At 40.7% G+C, this 16953-nt stretch carries 17 protein-coding genes; 10 read left to right on the top strand and 7 right to left on the bottom strand.

From position 1 onward, the window contains the following. Positions 1-336 precede the first annotated feature (336 nt). Positions 337-858, bottom strand: coding sequence for a transposase (locus BLU98_RS12745; protein ID WP_307777218.1), 522 nt, complete (start codon positions 856-858; stop codon positions 337-339). A gap of 11 nt (positions 859-869) precedes the next feature. Next, positions 870-986 carry a transposase gene (locus tag BLU98_RS18120; protein ID WP_092725125.1) on the bottom strand — a complete coding sequence of 39 codons (117 nt, stop codon included), beginning with the start codon at positions 984-986 and terminating at the stop codon, positions 870-872. Between the two features lie 669 nt (positions 987-1655). Between BLU98_RS18120 and BLU98_RS12760 the strand changes: the two genes are divergently transcribed. From BLU98_RS12760 to BLU98_RS17885, 6 genes are all read left to right on the top strand, one after another. Then, positions 1656-2918: a vitamin K epoxide reductase family protein gene (locus BLU98_RS12760; protein ID WP_092725127.1), complete on the top strand. Its 1263-nt coding sequence runs from the start codon at positions 1656-1658 to the stop codon at positions 2916-2918. Positions 2919-3376: 458 nt separating this feature from the next. Further along, the gene (locus BLU98_RS12770; protein WP_092725129.1) at positions 3377-4480 is read left to right on the top strand and encodes a TlpA family protein disulfide reductase; all 1104 of its coding nucleotides are present in this window, start codon (positions 3377-3379) and stop codon (positions 4478-4480) included. A 24-nt stretch (positions 4481-4504) separates the two neighbouring features. Then, complete coding sequence (locus BLU98_RS12775) at positions 4505-5359, top strand: DUF6625 family protein (protein ID WP_092725130.1); 855 nt, start codon at positions 4505-4507, stop codon at positions 5357-5359. Then, positions 5352-7601: a peptidase domain-containing ABC transporter gene (locus tag BLU98_RS12780; protein WP_257574967.1), complete on the top strand. Its 2250-nt coding sequence runs from the start codon at positions 5352-5354 to the stop codon at positions 7599-7601. The genes BLU98_RS12775 and BLU98_RS12780 overlap by 8 nt, the downstream gene beginning before the upstream one ends. An 11-nt stretch (positions 7602-7612) precedes the next feature. After that, positions 7613-8929 carry an HlyD family secretion protein gene (locus BLU98_RS12785; RefSeq protein WP_092725134.1) on the top strand — a complete coding sequence of 439 codons (1317 nt, stop codon included), beginning with the start codon at positions 7613-7615 and terminating at the stop codon, positions 8927-8929. 384 nt (positions 8930-9313) lie between these two features. Further along, positions 9314-9487 carry a hypothetical protein gene (locus tag BLU98_RS17885; protein ID WP_257574968.1) on the top strand — a complete coding sequence of 58 codons (174 nt, stop codon included), beginning with the start codon at positions 9314-9316 and terminating at the stop codon, positions 9485-9487. On the opposite strand, the gene BLU98_RS12790 is transcribed toward BLU98_RS17885, so the two are convergent. The 3 genes from BLU98_RS12790 to BLU98_RS12800 form a co-directional block, all read right to left on the bottom strand. Then, positions 9453-9800: a hypothetical protein gene (locus tag BLU98_RS12790; RefSeq protein ID WP_092725143.1), complete on the bottom strand. Its 348-nt coding sequence runs from the start codon at positions 9798-9800 to the stop codon at positions 9453-9455. The two genes, BLU98_RS17885 and BLU98_RS12790, sit on opposite strands and share 35 nt — an antisense overlap. Positions 9801-10140: 340 nt before the next feature. Continuing rightward, complete coding sequence (locus BLU98_RS12795; RefSeq protein WP_257574969.1) at positions 10141-10644, bottom strand: hypothetical protein; 504 nt, start codon at positions 10642-10644, stop codon at positions 10141-10143. Between the two features lie 764 nt (positions 10645-11408). Next, a complete protein-coding gene (locus tag BLU98_RS12800) occupies positions 11409-11606 on the bottom strand; it encodes a hypothetical protein (protein WP_092725146.1) in 198 nt (65 codons plus the stop codon). Between the two features lie 145 nt (positions 11607-11751). Here BLU98_RS12800 and BLU98_RS12805 point away from each other — a divergent pair, with 145 nt between their 5' ends. Beyond that, a complete protein-coding gene (locus BLU98_RS12805; RefSeq protein WP_026773685.1) occupies positions 11752-12318 on the top strand; it encodes an RNA polymerase sigma factor in 567 nt (188 codons plus the stop codon). Positions 12319-12323: 5 nt separating this feature from the next. After that, the gene (locus tag BLU98_RS12810; RefSeq protein ID WP_092725153.1) at positions 12324-13433 is read left to right on the top strand and encodes a S1C family serine protease; all 1110 of its coding nucleotides are present in this window, start codon (positions 12324-12326) and stop codon (positions 13431-13433) included. 81 nt (positions 13434-13514) lie between these two features. On the opposite strand, the gene BLU98_RS12815 is transcribed toward BLU98_RS12810, so the two are convergent. Then, positions 13515-14420, bottom strand: a complete 906-nt coding sequence (locus BLU98_RS12815) for a sugar phosphate nucleotidyltransferase (protein ID WP_092725155.1) — start codon at positions 14418-14420, stop codon at positions 13515-13517. 69 nt (positions 14421-14489) lie between these two features. Here BLU98_RS12815 and BLU98_RS12820 point away from each other — a divergent pair, with 69 nt between their 5' ends. Together BLU98_RS12820 and BLU98_RS12825 are read left to right on the top strand one after the other, a co-directional pair. Continuing rightward, positions 14490-15383: a 1-aminocyclopropane-1-carboxylate deaminase/D-cysteine desulfhydrase gene (locus tag BLU98_RS12820; RefSeq protein ID WP_092725157.1), complete on the top strand. Its 894-nt coding sequence runs from the start codon at positions 14490-14492 to the stop codon at positions 15381-15383. A gap of 29 nt (positions 15384-15412) precedes the next feature. Continuing rightward, positions 15413-16234, top strand: a complete 822-nt coding sequence (locus BLU98_RS12825) for a hypothetical protein (RefSeq protein ID WP_139173914.1) — start codon at positions 15413-15415, stop codon at positions 16232-16234. On the opposite strand, the gene lipB is transcribed toward BLU98_RS12825, so the two are convergent. Then, positions 16231-16938 carry a lipoyl(octanoyl) transferase LipB gene (gene lipB, locus BLU98_RS12830; RefSeq protein WP_092725161.1) on the bottom strand — a complete coding sequence of 236 codons (708 nt, stop codon included), beginning with the start codon at positions 16936-16938 and terminating at the stop codon, positions 16231-16233. The two genes, BLU98_RS12825 and lipB, sit on opposite strands and share 4 nt — an antisense overlap. Between the last annotated feature and the right edge of the window lie 15 nt (positions 16939-16953).

Here is a 16953-nt window from a genome sequence, read left to right on the forward strand (position 1 = left end):
ATTTTATCTTTTAAGCTTTCGCAAATACTACCCGGCTCCTTTGTGTAAAGAAGAAAAAGTAATAAAAGAAAAAGAAAGTATTTGTTGTTTTCATTGTATGTCAAAAGTAGGCATAGAAATAATACGAACCTTCATTTTATGAAAAAAAATAAGCTAACAAATAATAGTTAGGGTAACCAGCCAGTTCAGCATCACTTCTTCAAAAGATTGTAGTCGTCCCTACAAGAGTCGAATGTACTTCAATTACTGTATGAAAATCAATGTTTTGCGTGAGTGTCAAATGGCTGCTTACCTTTTTGGTCACTTTTTGAAAGTGGGAAAAAACTTAGAGCCTGTTTAAAATTTATTCAATAGATGTTTTATAGCGGATAGTTTGACCATTTCTTCGGCAGACTCCATGAGAAGTTCATAATTACGGCATAATCTTCTGTCATTATCAAACCAGGAAAAAGTTCTTTCTACGATCCATCGCTTATGGACAGGTTTGAAGATTTGTGACGGGTCTCTACGCATCACCACCTGTAAAACATATCCAAAGCTTTTTCTAACCATTCCAATAATTTCACCACGATACCCTCCATCTGCAAGTACTGTTTTAATATTTACATAGCTATCCTGTAACACCCGCATTAACCACATTACGGCCTGACTATCGTGAATATGAGCTACCGTAACCATCACAGCCAGCAAAAACCCATTCTTGTCTACAACCACATGTCGCTTGATCCCTTTCACTTTTTTATTACCATCATAGCTCTTCAATGACCTGTTATTGCCCCACCGGATGCTTTGGCTGTCCATGATACCCAGCGTTGGCTTAGCTTTCTGACCACGATTTACCCGCGTTTTAGCGCGCAGCTTATCTCAAATCATGTCAAATACCTCCCCAAATAAACCCACTTACGATAATAATAGTATACCAGCTGCCATCTTGGGAACTCTTTTGGTAACATCCGCCATTGACAACCTGTTTTCAGTAAATACATCAGTCCATCCCTATAATGTACCCTTAAAAGAGGGCATCAGTTAAATTCGTCGAATACATCGCTTTTTGAGTTTGGTCACTTATAAAACGACTTTTCGACCTTTAACTTTTGCCCTTTAATTTCTTTTATTTTCCCATTTTTAAACAGGCTCTTATAGCTTAAAGATAGGCAAAATTGCATTAATTGAGTCAGGTTGTAAGTGCAATGTTTACATATTAAATGAAGAAGTTATTTCGGTAAGGCTTTAACAATCTCTGCTAAAAAGTGTCAGAGTCTAAATTGCTCCCATGCTCAAAGGCCAGTCGGACTACAAGAGGCCATTTTAGAATGTATAAAACACAATGGTTCGGTAATTTTTTAAGCGACGATACGCCCAATATCAAGGTACTGATAGTAAAGCCGGGTTATTTTTCTGCAACTCAGGTCTTAAAATCACTTTATTGGCCAGGGTCTTTTGTACAAAACAATGCCATGAAAAGAATAAAAGTCCCTCTATACAAAGCTGTAAACTTTATGTACAAATTAGTTTCCGTTAAAACCCGTTGTATCTGGCGACTTTTGCGATTCCATATTGAATTGCATACTGCATAAATTCCTGTCTGCTACTCAATCCAAGAGAAACTGACAGAATCTAGGGAAAAATTTTATAGGAGATGGCAGGGAGTATACATGTGTGTACAGTCAACAGAACTTGCAGCAGAGACGGATTATTTAAACCGGCACAGAAAAGAAATAATAAGTAAAATAAAATACTTTTTCGCATTTTTTTCATTTTCGATTCTTTCCTTTTTTTTTCTGCGTAGAATTGTTGAAGTGCTCAATAGCCAGTTCATACCCATTTCAATCGGTGTTTATTTTCAGGGACTTATATTGATTGGCGGGATAGTTGTAACCTCACTTTTGTTATGGTATGAAATGGATCAAAATAATCCATTGTTGCAAAAAATCTGTACCGGCATAATAAAAGGTAATTGTAATGCTATACTTACAGGAAAACAATCCAAACTATTCACTTGGCTAAGCTGGAGTGAGTTGGGATTTTTTTATTTCACTGGTGGATTGATAACGTTATTCCTTGCTGAAACTCCTGTAGTTCATGCAATAGCAGGAATAGCATGGCTAAATATCTTGGCGCTTCCTTACACTGCATTTTCAATATATTATCAATGGAAGATTGAAAAACACTGGTGTGTTCTCTGTCTTGCTGTTCAGGGTTTGCTGATCTTAGGCACAATCAACAGCCTGGTCTGCGGTCTGCTTCTTACAGATGATAGTTATTCTTTCTATTTTATTTTCCGAGAGGTTCTGTTGTATCTCTTGCCCGCCCTAATCTGGTATATATCAAAACCTTATATAGCTGAACTTTTGGAAGGGAAAATCTTGCGACGTGAGTATTTGCGTGTAAAATTCAACACTGACATATATGATATTCTTTTAAGAAAGCAAAAGCAAATAACCCTGCCAGTTGAGGGGGTAGGGATAGATATTGGTAGCCCTCATCCTAAAAATACGCTAATAAAAGTATGTAACCCCTATTGCGGCCCATGCAGCAAGGCTCATACGAAAATCGAAAAGCTACTCGATCAATTTCCGGATTTAGCTGTAAAAATCATATTTAAAATTGCAAATGAAGCGCAAAGCCCGTCCTTAAAAGTGGTAAGGCATCTATTATGTGCAACAGAGGGCGGTATTTCTGAAGCAAAAAAAGAAATATTAAACGACTGGTATCATTCAGGTTCAAAAGATTATGAAAAATTCTCATTAAAGCATCCTATTAACGGAAAGTTTCCAGAACAGAATGAAAAGCTAGAAGCAATGGACAAGTGGTGTAACGCCATGGAAATTAGGCACACCCCAACTATTTTTATAAACGGCTATCAACTCCCCGATACTTACAGTATTGAGGACTTACAATATTTTCTTTTGGAATAGTTCCCCAATTGAAAAGCTGGGCGGAACTAAACTAGTGCTGTACACATTAGTTGCCCGGCGGCCAATATCTATGACGCCAAAAGCTTAGATAGAAACATTGTTCATTCTAAATAAAAAAACATGAAAAAACCTAAAATGGGTCTTGACAGTTTAAAAGGGAAAATGAGCAGAGCCGAAATGAAAAACATAATGGCAGGAACGACTGCCTACTGTAGAGTCAATCTACCTTGCACCCTTTATGCCAATGGCATAACCTACAGCGGGAACTGCGATGCCGGGTTTGGTGGTGGTTCAGGAGGTTATATGGAATGCGGCTGCTCCACTCAATACGGTGTATACACTCCGACGAGCGGAACCAGTCATTGCGTACAGTAGGCCAACTGTTACATGTTACCTTTGCATAAGAGGCTTGGCATTTCCAATGCCTCTTATGTTCTTATGTCATAAATGTGAACTAAATGAATGCAATAAAATCTATCTTGATATCAGGTCTGTTTCTTTTAATTGCCTGCTCAGACAAAGACAGTGATAATACTGTCAAAATAAAGGTAATCATGCCTAACGTTCAGGCTGAAGAAATGAAAGGGCGCTATCTATATTTAGTCAACTCGGAAAGTAAAACTATTCTGGATTCAGTAATAGCTAATGGAGATACAAGCATTTTTAATTTGATTGTCGATTCTACTTTTTTCCCTCATGAAGTCGCAATAATTTTTACAGATTCAATTAATCGGGTTCCGTATAAGCGACGACTAGGTTTTAAAAATCCTTACGTATCTAAGATGATCAATTCTTCTTTTTACATTGACCGAGGGATTACGACCATTGGCACTTATTATAATGAGACAGCCTTTAATTCGACATATAAAGGTAGTAGACAAAATCTGCCTTTACTCAAGAATATTTCGCTATCCTATGCTACGGATGGCGCAAATGATTCACTAATAATTCAACGGGATGTCGCCCTTATCGCCCAATACCCCTACTCCTTTTGCCTTTTGAAACAACTACTTTATTATAAAGAAAAATTCTCAATTGAAGATCTGAAGACATTACTCGATCATTTCGACAAAGATGTAAAAAGAACAGCCAAGTACAAAAGCTTTGAAAATTATTTTCAAATTGCAGAGACTTTCGATAAAGTATATCCGCACCATTTGCAATTACAGGACCCCCATGGACATCTTTCTCTAATAGGTGACGAAAAAGCCTCTTTTAACCTCTTAGTATTCTGGGCAAGTTGGTGTGGCCCATGTCGCAAAGAGATTCCAACATTAAAAAAAATCTATGACCACTATAATAAAAAAGGGCTGTCAATTTCAAGCATTTCACTAGACCATGACGTGGCAAACTGGAAAACCGCATTAGCGCAGGAAGACATGCCCTGGAAGCAACTAATTGCAACAGACAGTTCTCTCAAACAGGTAGACATGCTATTCAATATCAAATTGATTCCTAAAGCATACCTTTTTGACAAAGAAAAAAAACTTATTAGAAGGTTTGACGGCAATGTGGCAGATTTTGAAAACGTTTTTTACTCTCTTTTCAGCGCCGAAAATTGAATATCTATAACTGATATATTAATTATGAGCCCAAAAATCTCAATTGCAATTATTACATGCTGGTACGGACCATTTCCCTGGTATTTTCCTTATTTTATTCACTCGTGCGCATATAACCCTACTGTAGTTTTTTTTATAATTACAGACAATCTGGAGCCAATTGTAAACAAACCTGCTAATGTCTCTATCATCGAAAAGAAATTGGAAGATGTGATATTAGCCGCCTCGAAGAAACTAGGCTTCCAAATAACAGTGGATTATCCTTATAAGCTATGTGATTTTAAACCAGCATACGGATTCCTGTTTGCGGAGTTGATTAAGGGATACGATTTCTGGGGTCATGGGGATATTGATGTGATCTTTGGCAACATAAGAACTTTTATTACTGATGAGATTTTGGAAGTTTATGACTTAATCAGTGTTCGCCCAGATTGGATTACGGGCTTTTTTTTACTGTATCGTAACAATTCAAAAATGAATGCACTGTTTAAAGAAAGCAGGGATTATCAAAAAGTATTTACCACGAATAAACTTTACTGTTTTGACGAAACAGCTTTTGCGCACGATGCCTTTAGCGAAGGCAAAAAGTATTATGAAATAAATACGGAGATTGAGAGTATGATGCACGTAGTTCAAAAGCAAGTCGAAACAAATCAAATTAAATACTACAGTGATTTACATATAATTGACGGTGTTCCTGGTAAAATGAAATGGGACAAAGGCACGTTAATATACAAAAATAGATTTGAAATTCTGTTGTATCATTTGATACTTTTTAAAAAAAAGTGTACTCCCAGGATAATAGGAAAAATAATGCCCGATGTTTTTACAATCGGTCAATCACAAATTTATCACAAACAAACTGATGCACGTGTTTAACCGTTTTACTGTACATAGGCAGGCAAATGTTATGGATTGCGGGCCGGCGAGTTTGCGGATGATTGCCAAATATTATGGCAGAAGCTATAGTGCAGAAGGCATAAGACTGACTGCCGGATTTGGCAAAGAAGGTGTGAGCTTGTTAGGTATTAGTGAAGCCGGAGAAAATATCGGATTTAGGACAAGAGGCGTCCAAATTAGTTTTAAACAATTACGAGAGGATGCCTTACTGCCATGCATATTACATTGGAACCAAAATCATTTTGTTGTGCTGCCATACCTTCCTTCCAGATGGCGGAAAAGAAGTAAAATTACGATTGCTGATCCGGCACGCGGCTTATTTACCCTCACAGAAGAAGAGTTCTTAGCGCAATGGATAAGCAACAAAAATGCAAACGGAGAAAGCATTGGCACTGCCTTACTACTCGAACCCACTGCCAAATTTTATGAGCACCCAGATGGAAAAGAGACCAAACTAAGTTGGGGTTTGGTTTTTCAATATTTGAAAAATAGTAAATGGGGATTAACCCAGGTATTCCTGGCTTTATTCGCAACCTCACTTTTTCAACTTATTTTTCCTTTCCTTACTCAGAGTATTGTCGATACGGGTATTAATACCCGAAATTTGCAATTTATCTCAATTGTTCTTATCGCACAACTAATGCTTGTTTTCAGCAGGACCGTTATTAATTTTATCCGTAGTAGATTATTGTTGGGCATATCAATTAATGTTAATTTTTCTCTTCTGTCAGACTTCTGGATTAAATTAACAAGGCTGCCAATCAGTTATTTTGACAACTATCATACCGGGGATACATTGCAAAGATTAGGCGATACCAAAAGCGTAGAAAGTTTTTTAACCGGTAGTGCGGTAAATACCCTATTTCTTTCATTCAATTTCGTCGCATTCTCAGCTGTTTTAATTCTTTATAATTTTCAGCTTTTTTTGATATTCACGCTGGGCAGTATTTCATATTTTCTTTGGATTCGCCTATTTCTAAGAATACGTCGCAAAATAAATTACCAGACCTTTCATTTAGCTGCAAAAGAAAACACCGTTTCATTACAATTGGTTCAGGGCATGCAAGAATTGAAACTCAACAGCGCGGAACATTTGAAAAGATGGGAATGGGAAAATGTACAGGCATCCTTATTCAAATTAAATTTGAAAAATTTATCATTTAGTCAGCTGCAAGAGGCAGGGGCTTTATTTATCAACGAAGGTAAGAATTTAGTGATCACCTTTATGGTAGCACAAATGGTAGTTCAAGGGCAACTAACCCTAGGTGCTATGCTTGCAGTTCAATATATAATCGGACAGCTTAATAGCCCTATAGAACAGTTTGTTGGGTTCATACAACACGCTCAAGACGCAAAAATTAGCTTGGAACGGCTAAACGAAATTCACCAAATGAAGGAGGAGGAAAATTCACACTCCAATGAAGCCGCGTATCTACAACATCTACCAGAGCACAAATCCATTTTTTTTTCGAATTTTTCCTTTACATATCCAGGGGTTGGCAATGATCCTGTTTTGAAAAATGTAAATATTTCAATTCCGGAAGGAAAAACAACAGCAATTGTTGGTGTAAGTGGTAGTGGTAAAACTACGTTGCTAAAATTATTATTGAAATTTTATGAGCAATATGAAGGTGACATTATCATAGGCACCAAAAATACTGAGAACACTGACGGGCCGGAATTAAAATTCAAATACATAAGCCCGTCTTATTGGCGCAAGCAATGTGGCGCGGTTTTGCAGGATGGATACATTTTTAATGATTCAATTGCGCGTAATATAGCGGTAGGTTATGATCAACCCGATTTTTCCCGGTTGGTTTCTGCCTGTAAAACAGCCAATATTCTTTCATTTATTGAATCACTTCCCAACGGCTTTAATACAAAGCTTGGCACTGACGGAAAAGGAATCAGCCAGGGACAGAAACAGCGTCTATTGATTGCAAGGGCAGTTTATAAAGATCCAGAATACCTATTTTTTGATGAAGCTACCAATTCACTTGACGCCAACAATGAAAAAGCCATAGTTGAAAATCTGCAAGAGTTCTTCAAAGGGCGAACTGTTGTTGTGGTTGCGCATCGGTTAAGCACGGTAAAAACAGCAGACAAAATCATTGTTTTGCATGAGGGAAAAATAGCTGAAGAGGGCACACACAATGAACTTTCCAATATTCGGGGTCGGTACTATGAGCTAGTAAAAAACCAACTTGAGTTGGGCAATTAAATTTATATATCATGCCTATTGAAGTCAACGAAAAAGGCGAATTAATTGGGCCGGCAATATATAGCAGCCTGCGCAGTGAAGCAATGAACGAAATTATTTCACGTAAGCCAGGCTTTTTAGAGAGGTGGGCGTTATTTTTTTTTCTTTTTGTACTCTTAAGCTTAATTGCGGCAACTTGGTTTGTTCATTACCCTGATGTATTTAAAACGCGGGCTACCTTAATTGCGACCAATGCACCAAAGGAGATTATTATTCGACAAGATGGACGGCTCATAAAATTATTTGCAACGAACAACGACATTGTATCCGCCGGTACCATTATTGGATTTATTGAAAGTAATGCCAAACATGAAGAAGTATTGTTGCTTCGAAATTACCTTGATACAGCCATAGCGGACCTGCAAAAAAATAATACACAAAATATTGAAAGCATGTTTGCTACTACTTTTGATGCTTTGGGTGAACTCCAACAAGGATACCAACAATTTATGATAAGCTATCAGCAATTCACTGACTATCTGAATAATGGTTTTTACCTAAGAAAAAAGAAAATTCTAGGCGAAGACCTAACCTATCTTCAAAAGAACCATGGCATCCAACAACAGCAAAAAGAACTAATGTTAAAGGATCTAAATCTTTCTGAAGAAAGTTACAAAGCGAATGAATCATTGTTAAAGGATAGGGTGATTTCAAAACAAGATGATCGAAATGAACAAAGCAAATTATTGAATAAACAAATGAGTATCCCTCAGGTAAATTCGATACTATTAAACAACGAAATCCAACAGAGAGAAAAGCAAAAAGAGATTAACGAACTTGAACATAGCATTTCAATGCAAAAAAGTATTTTTCAACAAGCCGCTCAAACATTCCTGAACCAGGTAATGGACTGGTATAACAAGTATGTTCTGCAAGCTTCAATAAGCGGAAAAATCACATATCTGACATCTACTCAAGAAAATCAGTTTCTTAAGGCTGGGAAAATATTGGGATTTATTAATCCGCCCAACACTCGTTACTATGCAGAAGTTAACCTGCATCAATATGACTTTGGGAAACTCGACACAGGACAGCAAGTTCAGCTTCGCTTTGATGCGTATCCTTATGAGGAATTTGGATATGTAAAAGGGAGACTCAATTTTATTACCGAATTTGCAACTGACAGTGGCTTTCTGGCTCATATACAAATAGAAAATGGCCTTGCAACAAATCAACATAAGAAACTACAGTACCGGGATGGCTTAAAAGCTGAGGCCTTAATTATCACAAAAGATATGCGCTTGATGGAACGTTTTTATCAAAACCTAACCTCAGTTATTAAAAGATAGATATCACTTTCAATATATACATACATTACAAATAGGTTTGAATGGAAAAACCACTCAAATTACCCCCCATGATATACCAGGGTAAACTAAAAATAAACTTATACTTTGCGGACCGCTATTTTTAAAGGTGCTTACTAACTTTGTACCTATTATGAAAAACAGCCCCATTATTTCCTTTCTGCCTTTTTCAATTTATACCAGTCTTGAGTCTGTACCAGACTTCTGGAAACCCATCACAAAACCTGGTCATCCAAATTCGATCACTGGTCTTTGCAGTCCACACAAAAAAGACTAGAAGGCGGTTACCGGAACACGCTCGTCTGGACTCATTTCAAGTGCGTTGTTGCCCTACTGCTAATAGCCACGGTTACAATCAGTACTCAAATGGATTTACCCGGATGGCAACTAGGTGCCAGTTTGCTGGTAGTATTGGTGGTACTCTACCAGTTGCTTAAAACAATGCTGCATAAACCTCACTATGAATTGCATTTCCTGCCGCTGCTCAGCAATGCTATGCAGCACCTTACGGCGGGAGCGAATACTGCCTGTCTAAAATAGTATAAAGGAATACCATTGTTGCTAAAATCACATCCCCATGAATTAAAGGTTCGTCAAATCCGAATGAGACAACGATACTATCTGAAATTGTTTGAACTCTGCATGGAAATAATTTACTTTTACTGTTTCTATCATACTCTTTAAATACATCGTTAGTAATCCTAGGTAGTTTTTCCTTTAGAGTCAAAAGCTTTTGTAATGGATTGTCTTCAGAATTATCCCATTTTTCTTCAATTTCTTTGGCGAATCCCAAAATATCTATAAAGGCTACTAATCCTGTTCCTTTAAAGTTGTCAATATTACCTAATATCATTTAGTCGTTTTGATGAATGACGCATTGCACATAATGGGCTGGGCTTTCTGCTATGCTGGCATTCATTGAATGTCCAGCCCGGAACTGCTGCCCAATAGAATTATTGAAGTTGAAGTTAACAACAAAGCTAATTAGTAATTCGTCAGCCAGATAATAGCTGATATCGATATGCAGCTCATTGTTATTATGTCAGCCAGCATAGCAGCAAACCCCATGTTAGTCGCATTGAAGGCTTACTTTTTTCGAAAATAATCTATCAATTTCTTAAAGTCAAATCCGACTCCACCGATGTTTGGTCCCAAAATTACGGCGTCAACAATAGCATTGCCGATACCTCTCTTCATAGTTCGTGAGATTTTAAAATCTCCCAAGTCCTTCTGATTTTCAATGTCAATAAATATTTTTCAATTGTGTCAATCACTTCCGTTGTGTTTTTGCAACATTTCTTAAACGGAATAAGAATCATTTTGAAATCTCGGTCATTAAACTCATTTTGTCTTTCAGGTAAGAATCTATCCCTAAAATATGCCGGGTGTGCATTTGTGATTAAAAGTGCTGGAAGTAATTCGTCAGTCTTTTCATTATTAATATGACGCCATGACATTACTTCATTTTCAAAATGAAATCCAACCAGCGTTCCTCGTATAATAACAGCATTATTTCCTGAGGCTCGCTGAGCCATTCTTGCGAAGTTTTCTCGAAGTGCATCACTTATGGGCTCATGCCATCCATAGTCCAATAAATAAAGATAATAGCCTCGTTGAGCTGCTGTCGGTAGCTCATTAAGAGATTCGACTAATAGTCCCATAATTAAGTAGTTGATTGTGTCTGTTGCGCCTAACATATAGCGCTTTGCAAATGTTGGGATTTTGTGATCCGTCTGTCCGCTTGGCCACTATTGACTCGATTAGCTGAAGCCAAGTCACTATCGCTAGGTTAGAATTCCAACAGCTGATGGGCGATATTTGTCAGCCCAACTTTTTTGCAAAGCTGATGTTAGTGGCATGCGCTTATCGTCGATGTGTTTGATTTCTGTTTTTTATTTTTTCTATGTTTATTTCGAGTTCTTTTGAACGCTGCGGCCATACGAAATGTGTGTCTTTAAATTTTTGCGGCGTCTCAGAGTGGTCGCTAATCAGTGAATGAAGCTGTTCGGCTGATACACAAGTTGGACAATGGTTGCAGCGAAATAAAAAACGGGAAAAGCAACAAGAATTTGTACCTTTTCGGTGAAGTAGTGTTACCAGGACAAATTTTCAACTATCTAGTGGTATCGGCCTGCTGTCTGGCCATTTCCGTCTGAAGGCGGGCGGCATCCGCCTGCTGTCCGATCACTTCCGCCTGGAGACTGGCGGCATCCGCCTGCTGTCCGATCACTTCCGTTTAGAGACTGGCGGCATCTGCCAGTTGGCGGAATTCGATCGTTGACCTTATATTTTTCCTGAATCGGATGCGGATTGTACGCGGCTGGATGGATATGAAAAAAGCCCCTCCGTGGAAACGGAGCGGCCTCTAACGATTGCTTGCCATATGAAAAAATCTTTGATAAGCTACCAGGGGCAGGCAAGCACGCCTCCGTTCGTTTTATATTCGGCAGCCTAAAATAAATTACTTCTTCTTAGCTGAAGTGTCAACAGCAGCTTTAGCAGCTGTATCTGCTTTCTTAGTGGTGTCAGCAGCAGCTTTAGCAGCTGAATCAGCAGCAGGGGCTACAGTTGCAGTAGAATCTTTAGCAGCATCTTTGTTGGCACCAGAACCGCAGGCAGCAAGAGCGCCGATAGCTAAAACGAATAACAGCTTTTTCATTTGTTGTGTTTTTTGTGTGAGTGAATTTCCTGTTAATACCGGCAAAAGATAAAAGGTAACCTCGCGACCGGAATATTTTTCAAAAAAACATTTTAGGACTATTTTGGGTTACTTTTACCCTCCTCACAGTATTAAATGGTGCATAGTGAAAGCTGACAGCAACGAACAGGTGTTATTGAAAGGGTTGGCCAACAATGACTCGAAGGCCATTGATGCCATTTATAAGGAAAATTTCGCATCCATTCAGTCTTTCATTCTGAACAACAATGGCTCTTACGATGATGCAAGGGATGTTTTTCAGGAAGCGATGATTGCCCTCTATGAAAAAGCACAGAGTGAATCATTTGTCTTAACCTGTCAAATTAAAACTTATGTTTATTCAATATGTAGGAGACTTTGGCTCAAACGGCTACAACAACTGGGTCGTTTTACACGGCAAGTTGACCCGCTTGATGAAACAGTGGCGGTGGAAGAAGACCTGGAGATCCATGAGAAGCGGAATGCCGAGTTTGCGATAATGGACCGGGCCCTGAACAGCCTGGGGGAGCCCTGCAAGGGATTGTTGGAAGGATTTTACCTGAAGAAAATGGACATGCAGGAATTGGCGCAGGAATTCGGTTATACCAATGCCGATAACGCCAAGAACCAGAAATACAAATGTTTAATGCGTTTAAAGAAACTCTTCTTTGCGCAATATAATATCGGAGAGTAAGCACTATGATGGACGATATCTTATTACTGGAAGCTATTGAAAGGTACCTCAGCGGCGATATGGACGCCGCCGAACGGGCTTATTTTGAAGAGCTCCGGAAAAATACGCCTGAAATTGACCAGATGGTGGTAGAGCACGGTATGTTCCTGCACCAGATGGATTTTTATGCAGCCCACCGTACCCTGAAACACAGCATACATGAATCCCATGCCCGGTTACTGGCCCGGGGCGACATCAATGAAGGCACCGCACCTTCCGCTAAAGGGCGCGTTATCCAGCTCTGGAACAAATACAAAAAAGTGACTGCCATCGCCGCTTCGGTGGGTGGTATCATAGCATTGGTCATCAGTGGCCTCACCGTTTACCTCTCCCCCGCTGTAAACGGCAACCAGTTGCAACAACTGAGTAAAGACATTGAAGTGATCAAAAGGAACCAGCAATACCAGGGTTCATTGATCAACGAAGTAAAAAGCAAGATACCCGAGAATGCCCGGCTCATCAGCGGCGGCACAGGGTTTCTCATCGATACCAAAGGTTATATCATGACCAATGCCCATGTACTCAAAGGGTCGGGCGCTATTGTCGTGAATAACCAGGGGCAGGAATTCAGCGCCACGATCGTGCATATCGACCAGGACAAAGACCTGGCCATTCTTAAGATCAGCGACAAAGATTACGAGCCATTGCACTCCCTTCCCTATAGTATCCGTAAAAACAATACCGATCTCGGCGAAGAGATCTTCACCCTGGGATATCCCCGGAACGACATCGTGTACGGAATGGGATACCTGAGCGCCAAAACGGGCTACAACGGAGATTCACTCTCCTACCAGGTGCAGATCAGCGCCAATCCCGGCAACTCAGGCGGCCCCGTATTCAATACCAACGGAGAAGTGGTAGGTGTATTGAGCACCCGCCAGGCACAGGCAGAAGGGGTAGCATTTGCAGTTAAATCCAGGAACATTTTCAGCATGGTGGAAGAACTCAAGAAAAGCGACAGTTCCATGGTAAAAATCAAACTGCCGGCACGCAGCAGCCTCAAAGGCGTGCAACGCAAACAACAAATTGCCGAACTGGAACCCTGCGTATTCTATGTAAAAGCATACAGCAAATAAAAATATCCAATCAGATCATCATCAAAAAACTTTGCCTTTTGCCCCGGCGGACTTAAGTCTGGGGCAAAAGGCAAAGTTCAATCAGGCCCAGAGATTATTGGGGTATTCTCCGGCAGCTACCAGTTTATCGATGCTGGCCTGTACCACCGGAGCATCTTCCTTATAAGTAACGCCAAACCATTTTGAAGAAGTGGGTATCACTTTTACTACACCTTTCCCGGAAGAAACGAATTGTCCCGCTACAACAGGAATGAAAAACTCCGACTTGAGGTTGTTGATATTCTTATCCAGGAACTCGCCGAAAAAGCTTTCGCAAACATCAATAAAGCCCGGAGCAAAACAGAGATAGTTCATACTCACCATCGCATTTTCGGGTAATACATGATAGGTGCCGGCCTCGTCTTCAAAAACAATATGACCATTGGCCTGGCGTGAAATTTTTGTGCGTTCGTTGATATCGATCAGGTTATTATCAGCATCCACTTCACAAACACCCCTGCTCACACTGCCGTTATCGCTCAACGTTTTATTCAGCTCATATCCGATAATGCAATATGTTTTTTCATTGCATTTGGTAACGAGAAAATCATAAGCCTTGATGAAGGCATCGCGTCCATAATAATCATCGGCATTGATCACTGCAAAAGGTTCGTGTATCTTGCCTTTACAGCACAATACCGCGTGCGCCGTACCCCAGGGTTTGGTTCTGTCGGCAGGTATTACCCTGTTGCCGGTAAAAGATTTGAGGTCCTGGTACACATAATCAATCTCGATCCGTCCCTTGAGCTTGGGTTCAAAAATGGCTTTGAACTGGTCGGCAAAATCTTCGCGGATAATGAAAACGATCTTTCCAAATCCGGCCTGGATGGCATCATAAATGGAATAGTCCATGATGGTTTCACCGGATGGACCGAATGATTCTATTTGTTTCATACTTCCATAGCGGCTGGCCATGCCCGCTGCAAGGATCACAAGGGTGGGTTTCATTGATTGGTTTGTTTTGATACTTTCGAGTGGCGAAGCTAAATCATTCGATTTGAGTAACAAACAGCACAAATGCGCTATAATTCACAAAATATCAATATTCAATCGCTCAGCAGTTGGATCAACGGCGACTATACAACGGTCGATGTGCTGCGGCTCGACCGCATACACCCGGTTATAAGCGGTAATAAATGGTTCAAACTAAAGTACTACCTCGAAGCTGCCGAACGCACCGGCAAAAACACAATTGCCAGTTTCGGCGGAGCCTATTCTAACCATATTGCGGCGCTGGCCTATGCAGGCAGGGAGCATGAATTGAAAACCATCGGTTTTATTCGTGGTGAAGCCCATTCTCCACTCTCACATACACTGACGGCTGCGCAAGCCTGCGGCATGGAACTGGTATTTATCAACCGCTCCGATTACCGTTTTAAAGATGCTATCATCCAAACCCATGCCGACCCTGGTTGGTATTGGATACCTGAAGGCGGGTACGGACCGGAAGGCGCCAGGGGCGCTTCGGAAATACTCAAACTGGTTGATGTTTCGGGGTATTCGCATATACTCTGCGCAGTAGGTACAGGCACCATGATGGCGGGATTGGTACGGACAGCATCTGCCAACCAGGAAGTTATTGGCATCAGCGTTATGAAAGGCAATGAAGCGCTGCAAAAAGCCGTTGACGATTTACTGGATGCCGGTGATCAACAGAAACAACACCGCATCTTACACGATTATCATTTCGGAGGATATGGCAAGCACCCTTCAAATCTGGTACGGTTCATGCAGGGCTTATGGGAAAATGAACAATTGCCCACCGATATCGTGTACACATCGAAGTTATTATTCGCCGTGAAAGATTGTATTGAGAAAAAATATTTCCATAAAAACAGCCGCCTCCTGGTAATCCACAGTGGCGGCCTGCAGGGGAACAATTCACTACCACCGCATACATTACCTTTTTGATAACCCAACAGCTTTTATCTTTGTACGAGATGAAATCACTACGCTTAATTTTTCCGGCCTGGCTGGCTATGTTTGTTGTATGGAACAGTGCACAGGCCCAAACCGCCCTGCCCGGTTTTACCGTTAAAGAACTTACCAAAGGAAAGACCCAGATCAGTTGGATCAACCCTTACCCTTCCTGCATCCAATTGGCAGTGCAGCGATCTTACGACAGCATCACCAATTTCAGGACCATCTTCTCCTCCCAATCGCCCGAATTGCTCTCCAATGGTTTTGTAGACGCACAGGCAATGTCGGGTTATAAAGTATATTACCGCATTTTTTATGTGCTGAGGGGCGGCCAGTATTTCTTTAGCAATGTGAAAAGAGTAGGCGATAACAGTCCGGATACCCGCGTGCAACCATTACCCAATGCTGCTGCCATGGTAGCCGATGCCATCATACGCATTTACAAACGGGGTGAACTGGCGCTCAAATTACCCTACAAAGACTTCCTGCATTTTCGTGATTCCATCATCAACAGAACCAGCGATTCCCTGTACACCGTTGATGCAGATTCCATCGACTGGCGGCCCTTTGTTGCCAAGGCATTATCCTGGATCCCTTCTCCTTATGTATTCACGAACGACAAAGGTTACCTCACCGTGCGCCTGCCCGATTATAAGCAACACCGTTACCGAATTGTTTTCTTCGAAGAAAACGGACAGGAAATTTTCCAGATCAAAGCAGTGAAAGAAAACGAAGTAGTGCTGGACAAAGCCAGCTTCATACATTCTGGCTGGTTCCAGTTTGAATTGTATGAAGATGAAAAACTGAAAGAGAAGAATAAATTCTTCCTGGACAAAAACTAGACAAGCGAGGCGTTGAATACTTTTTCAAAATTCTTTCGCACTTCCGTTTTTATTTCATCCATCGGTATTTCACGGCCCAGTTCTTTTTGCAGGGAGGTCACCTGCTTGTTCTCTATCCCGCAGGGAACAATGTATTGAAAATAATCCAGGTTGGCATTGACATTGAAAGCAAAGCCGTGCATGGTGATCCACCGGCTGCACTTGATGCCCATGGCGCATATTTTCCGTTCGCGTCCTTTTACATCGGGCTCTATCCACACGCCGGTTTCACCCGGACTCCGTTCTCCTTTCAACCCATAAGTTGCCATGGTAAGAATGATCACTTCTTCGAGGCTGCGTAAATACCATCCCAGGTCGGTACGGAATTTTTCCAGGTCCAATATCGGGTAACCCACCAACTGGCCGGGGCCATGGAAAGTGATGTCCCCTCCCCTGTTGATATGAAAATAATCGATGCCCCTGGCCAAGCGTTCCGCTTCATCGATGAGCACATGCGCTTCTTTTCCGTTTTTGCCCAGGGTATATACGGGCGGATGTTCTACAAACAAAAGATGGTGCAGTGTGGGCCATTCTGTAACGGGCAATAATTCCTGGTTACGGTATTGTGCCTTGACCGTTGTATTTTCCTGCAATAGCATTTCCTGGTAATCCCACACTTCCTTGTAATTTCTCAGACCCAGGTCCTGAAACTGAACTGTTTGCATACAACAAAGGTATGC

Origin of the sequence: Hydrobacter penzbergensis (assembly GCF_900106985.1) — a bacterium.
GTDB classification, from domain to species: domain Bacteria; phylum Bacteroidota; class Bacteroidia; order Chitinophagales; family Chitinophagaceae; genus Sediminibacterium; species Sediminibacterium magnilacihabitans.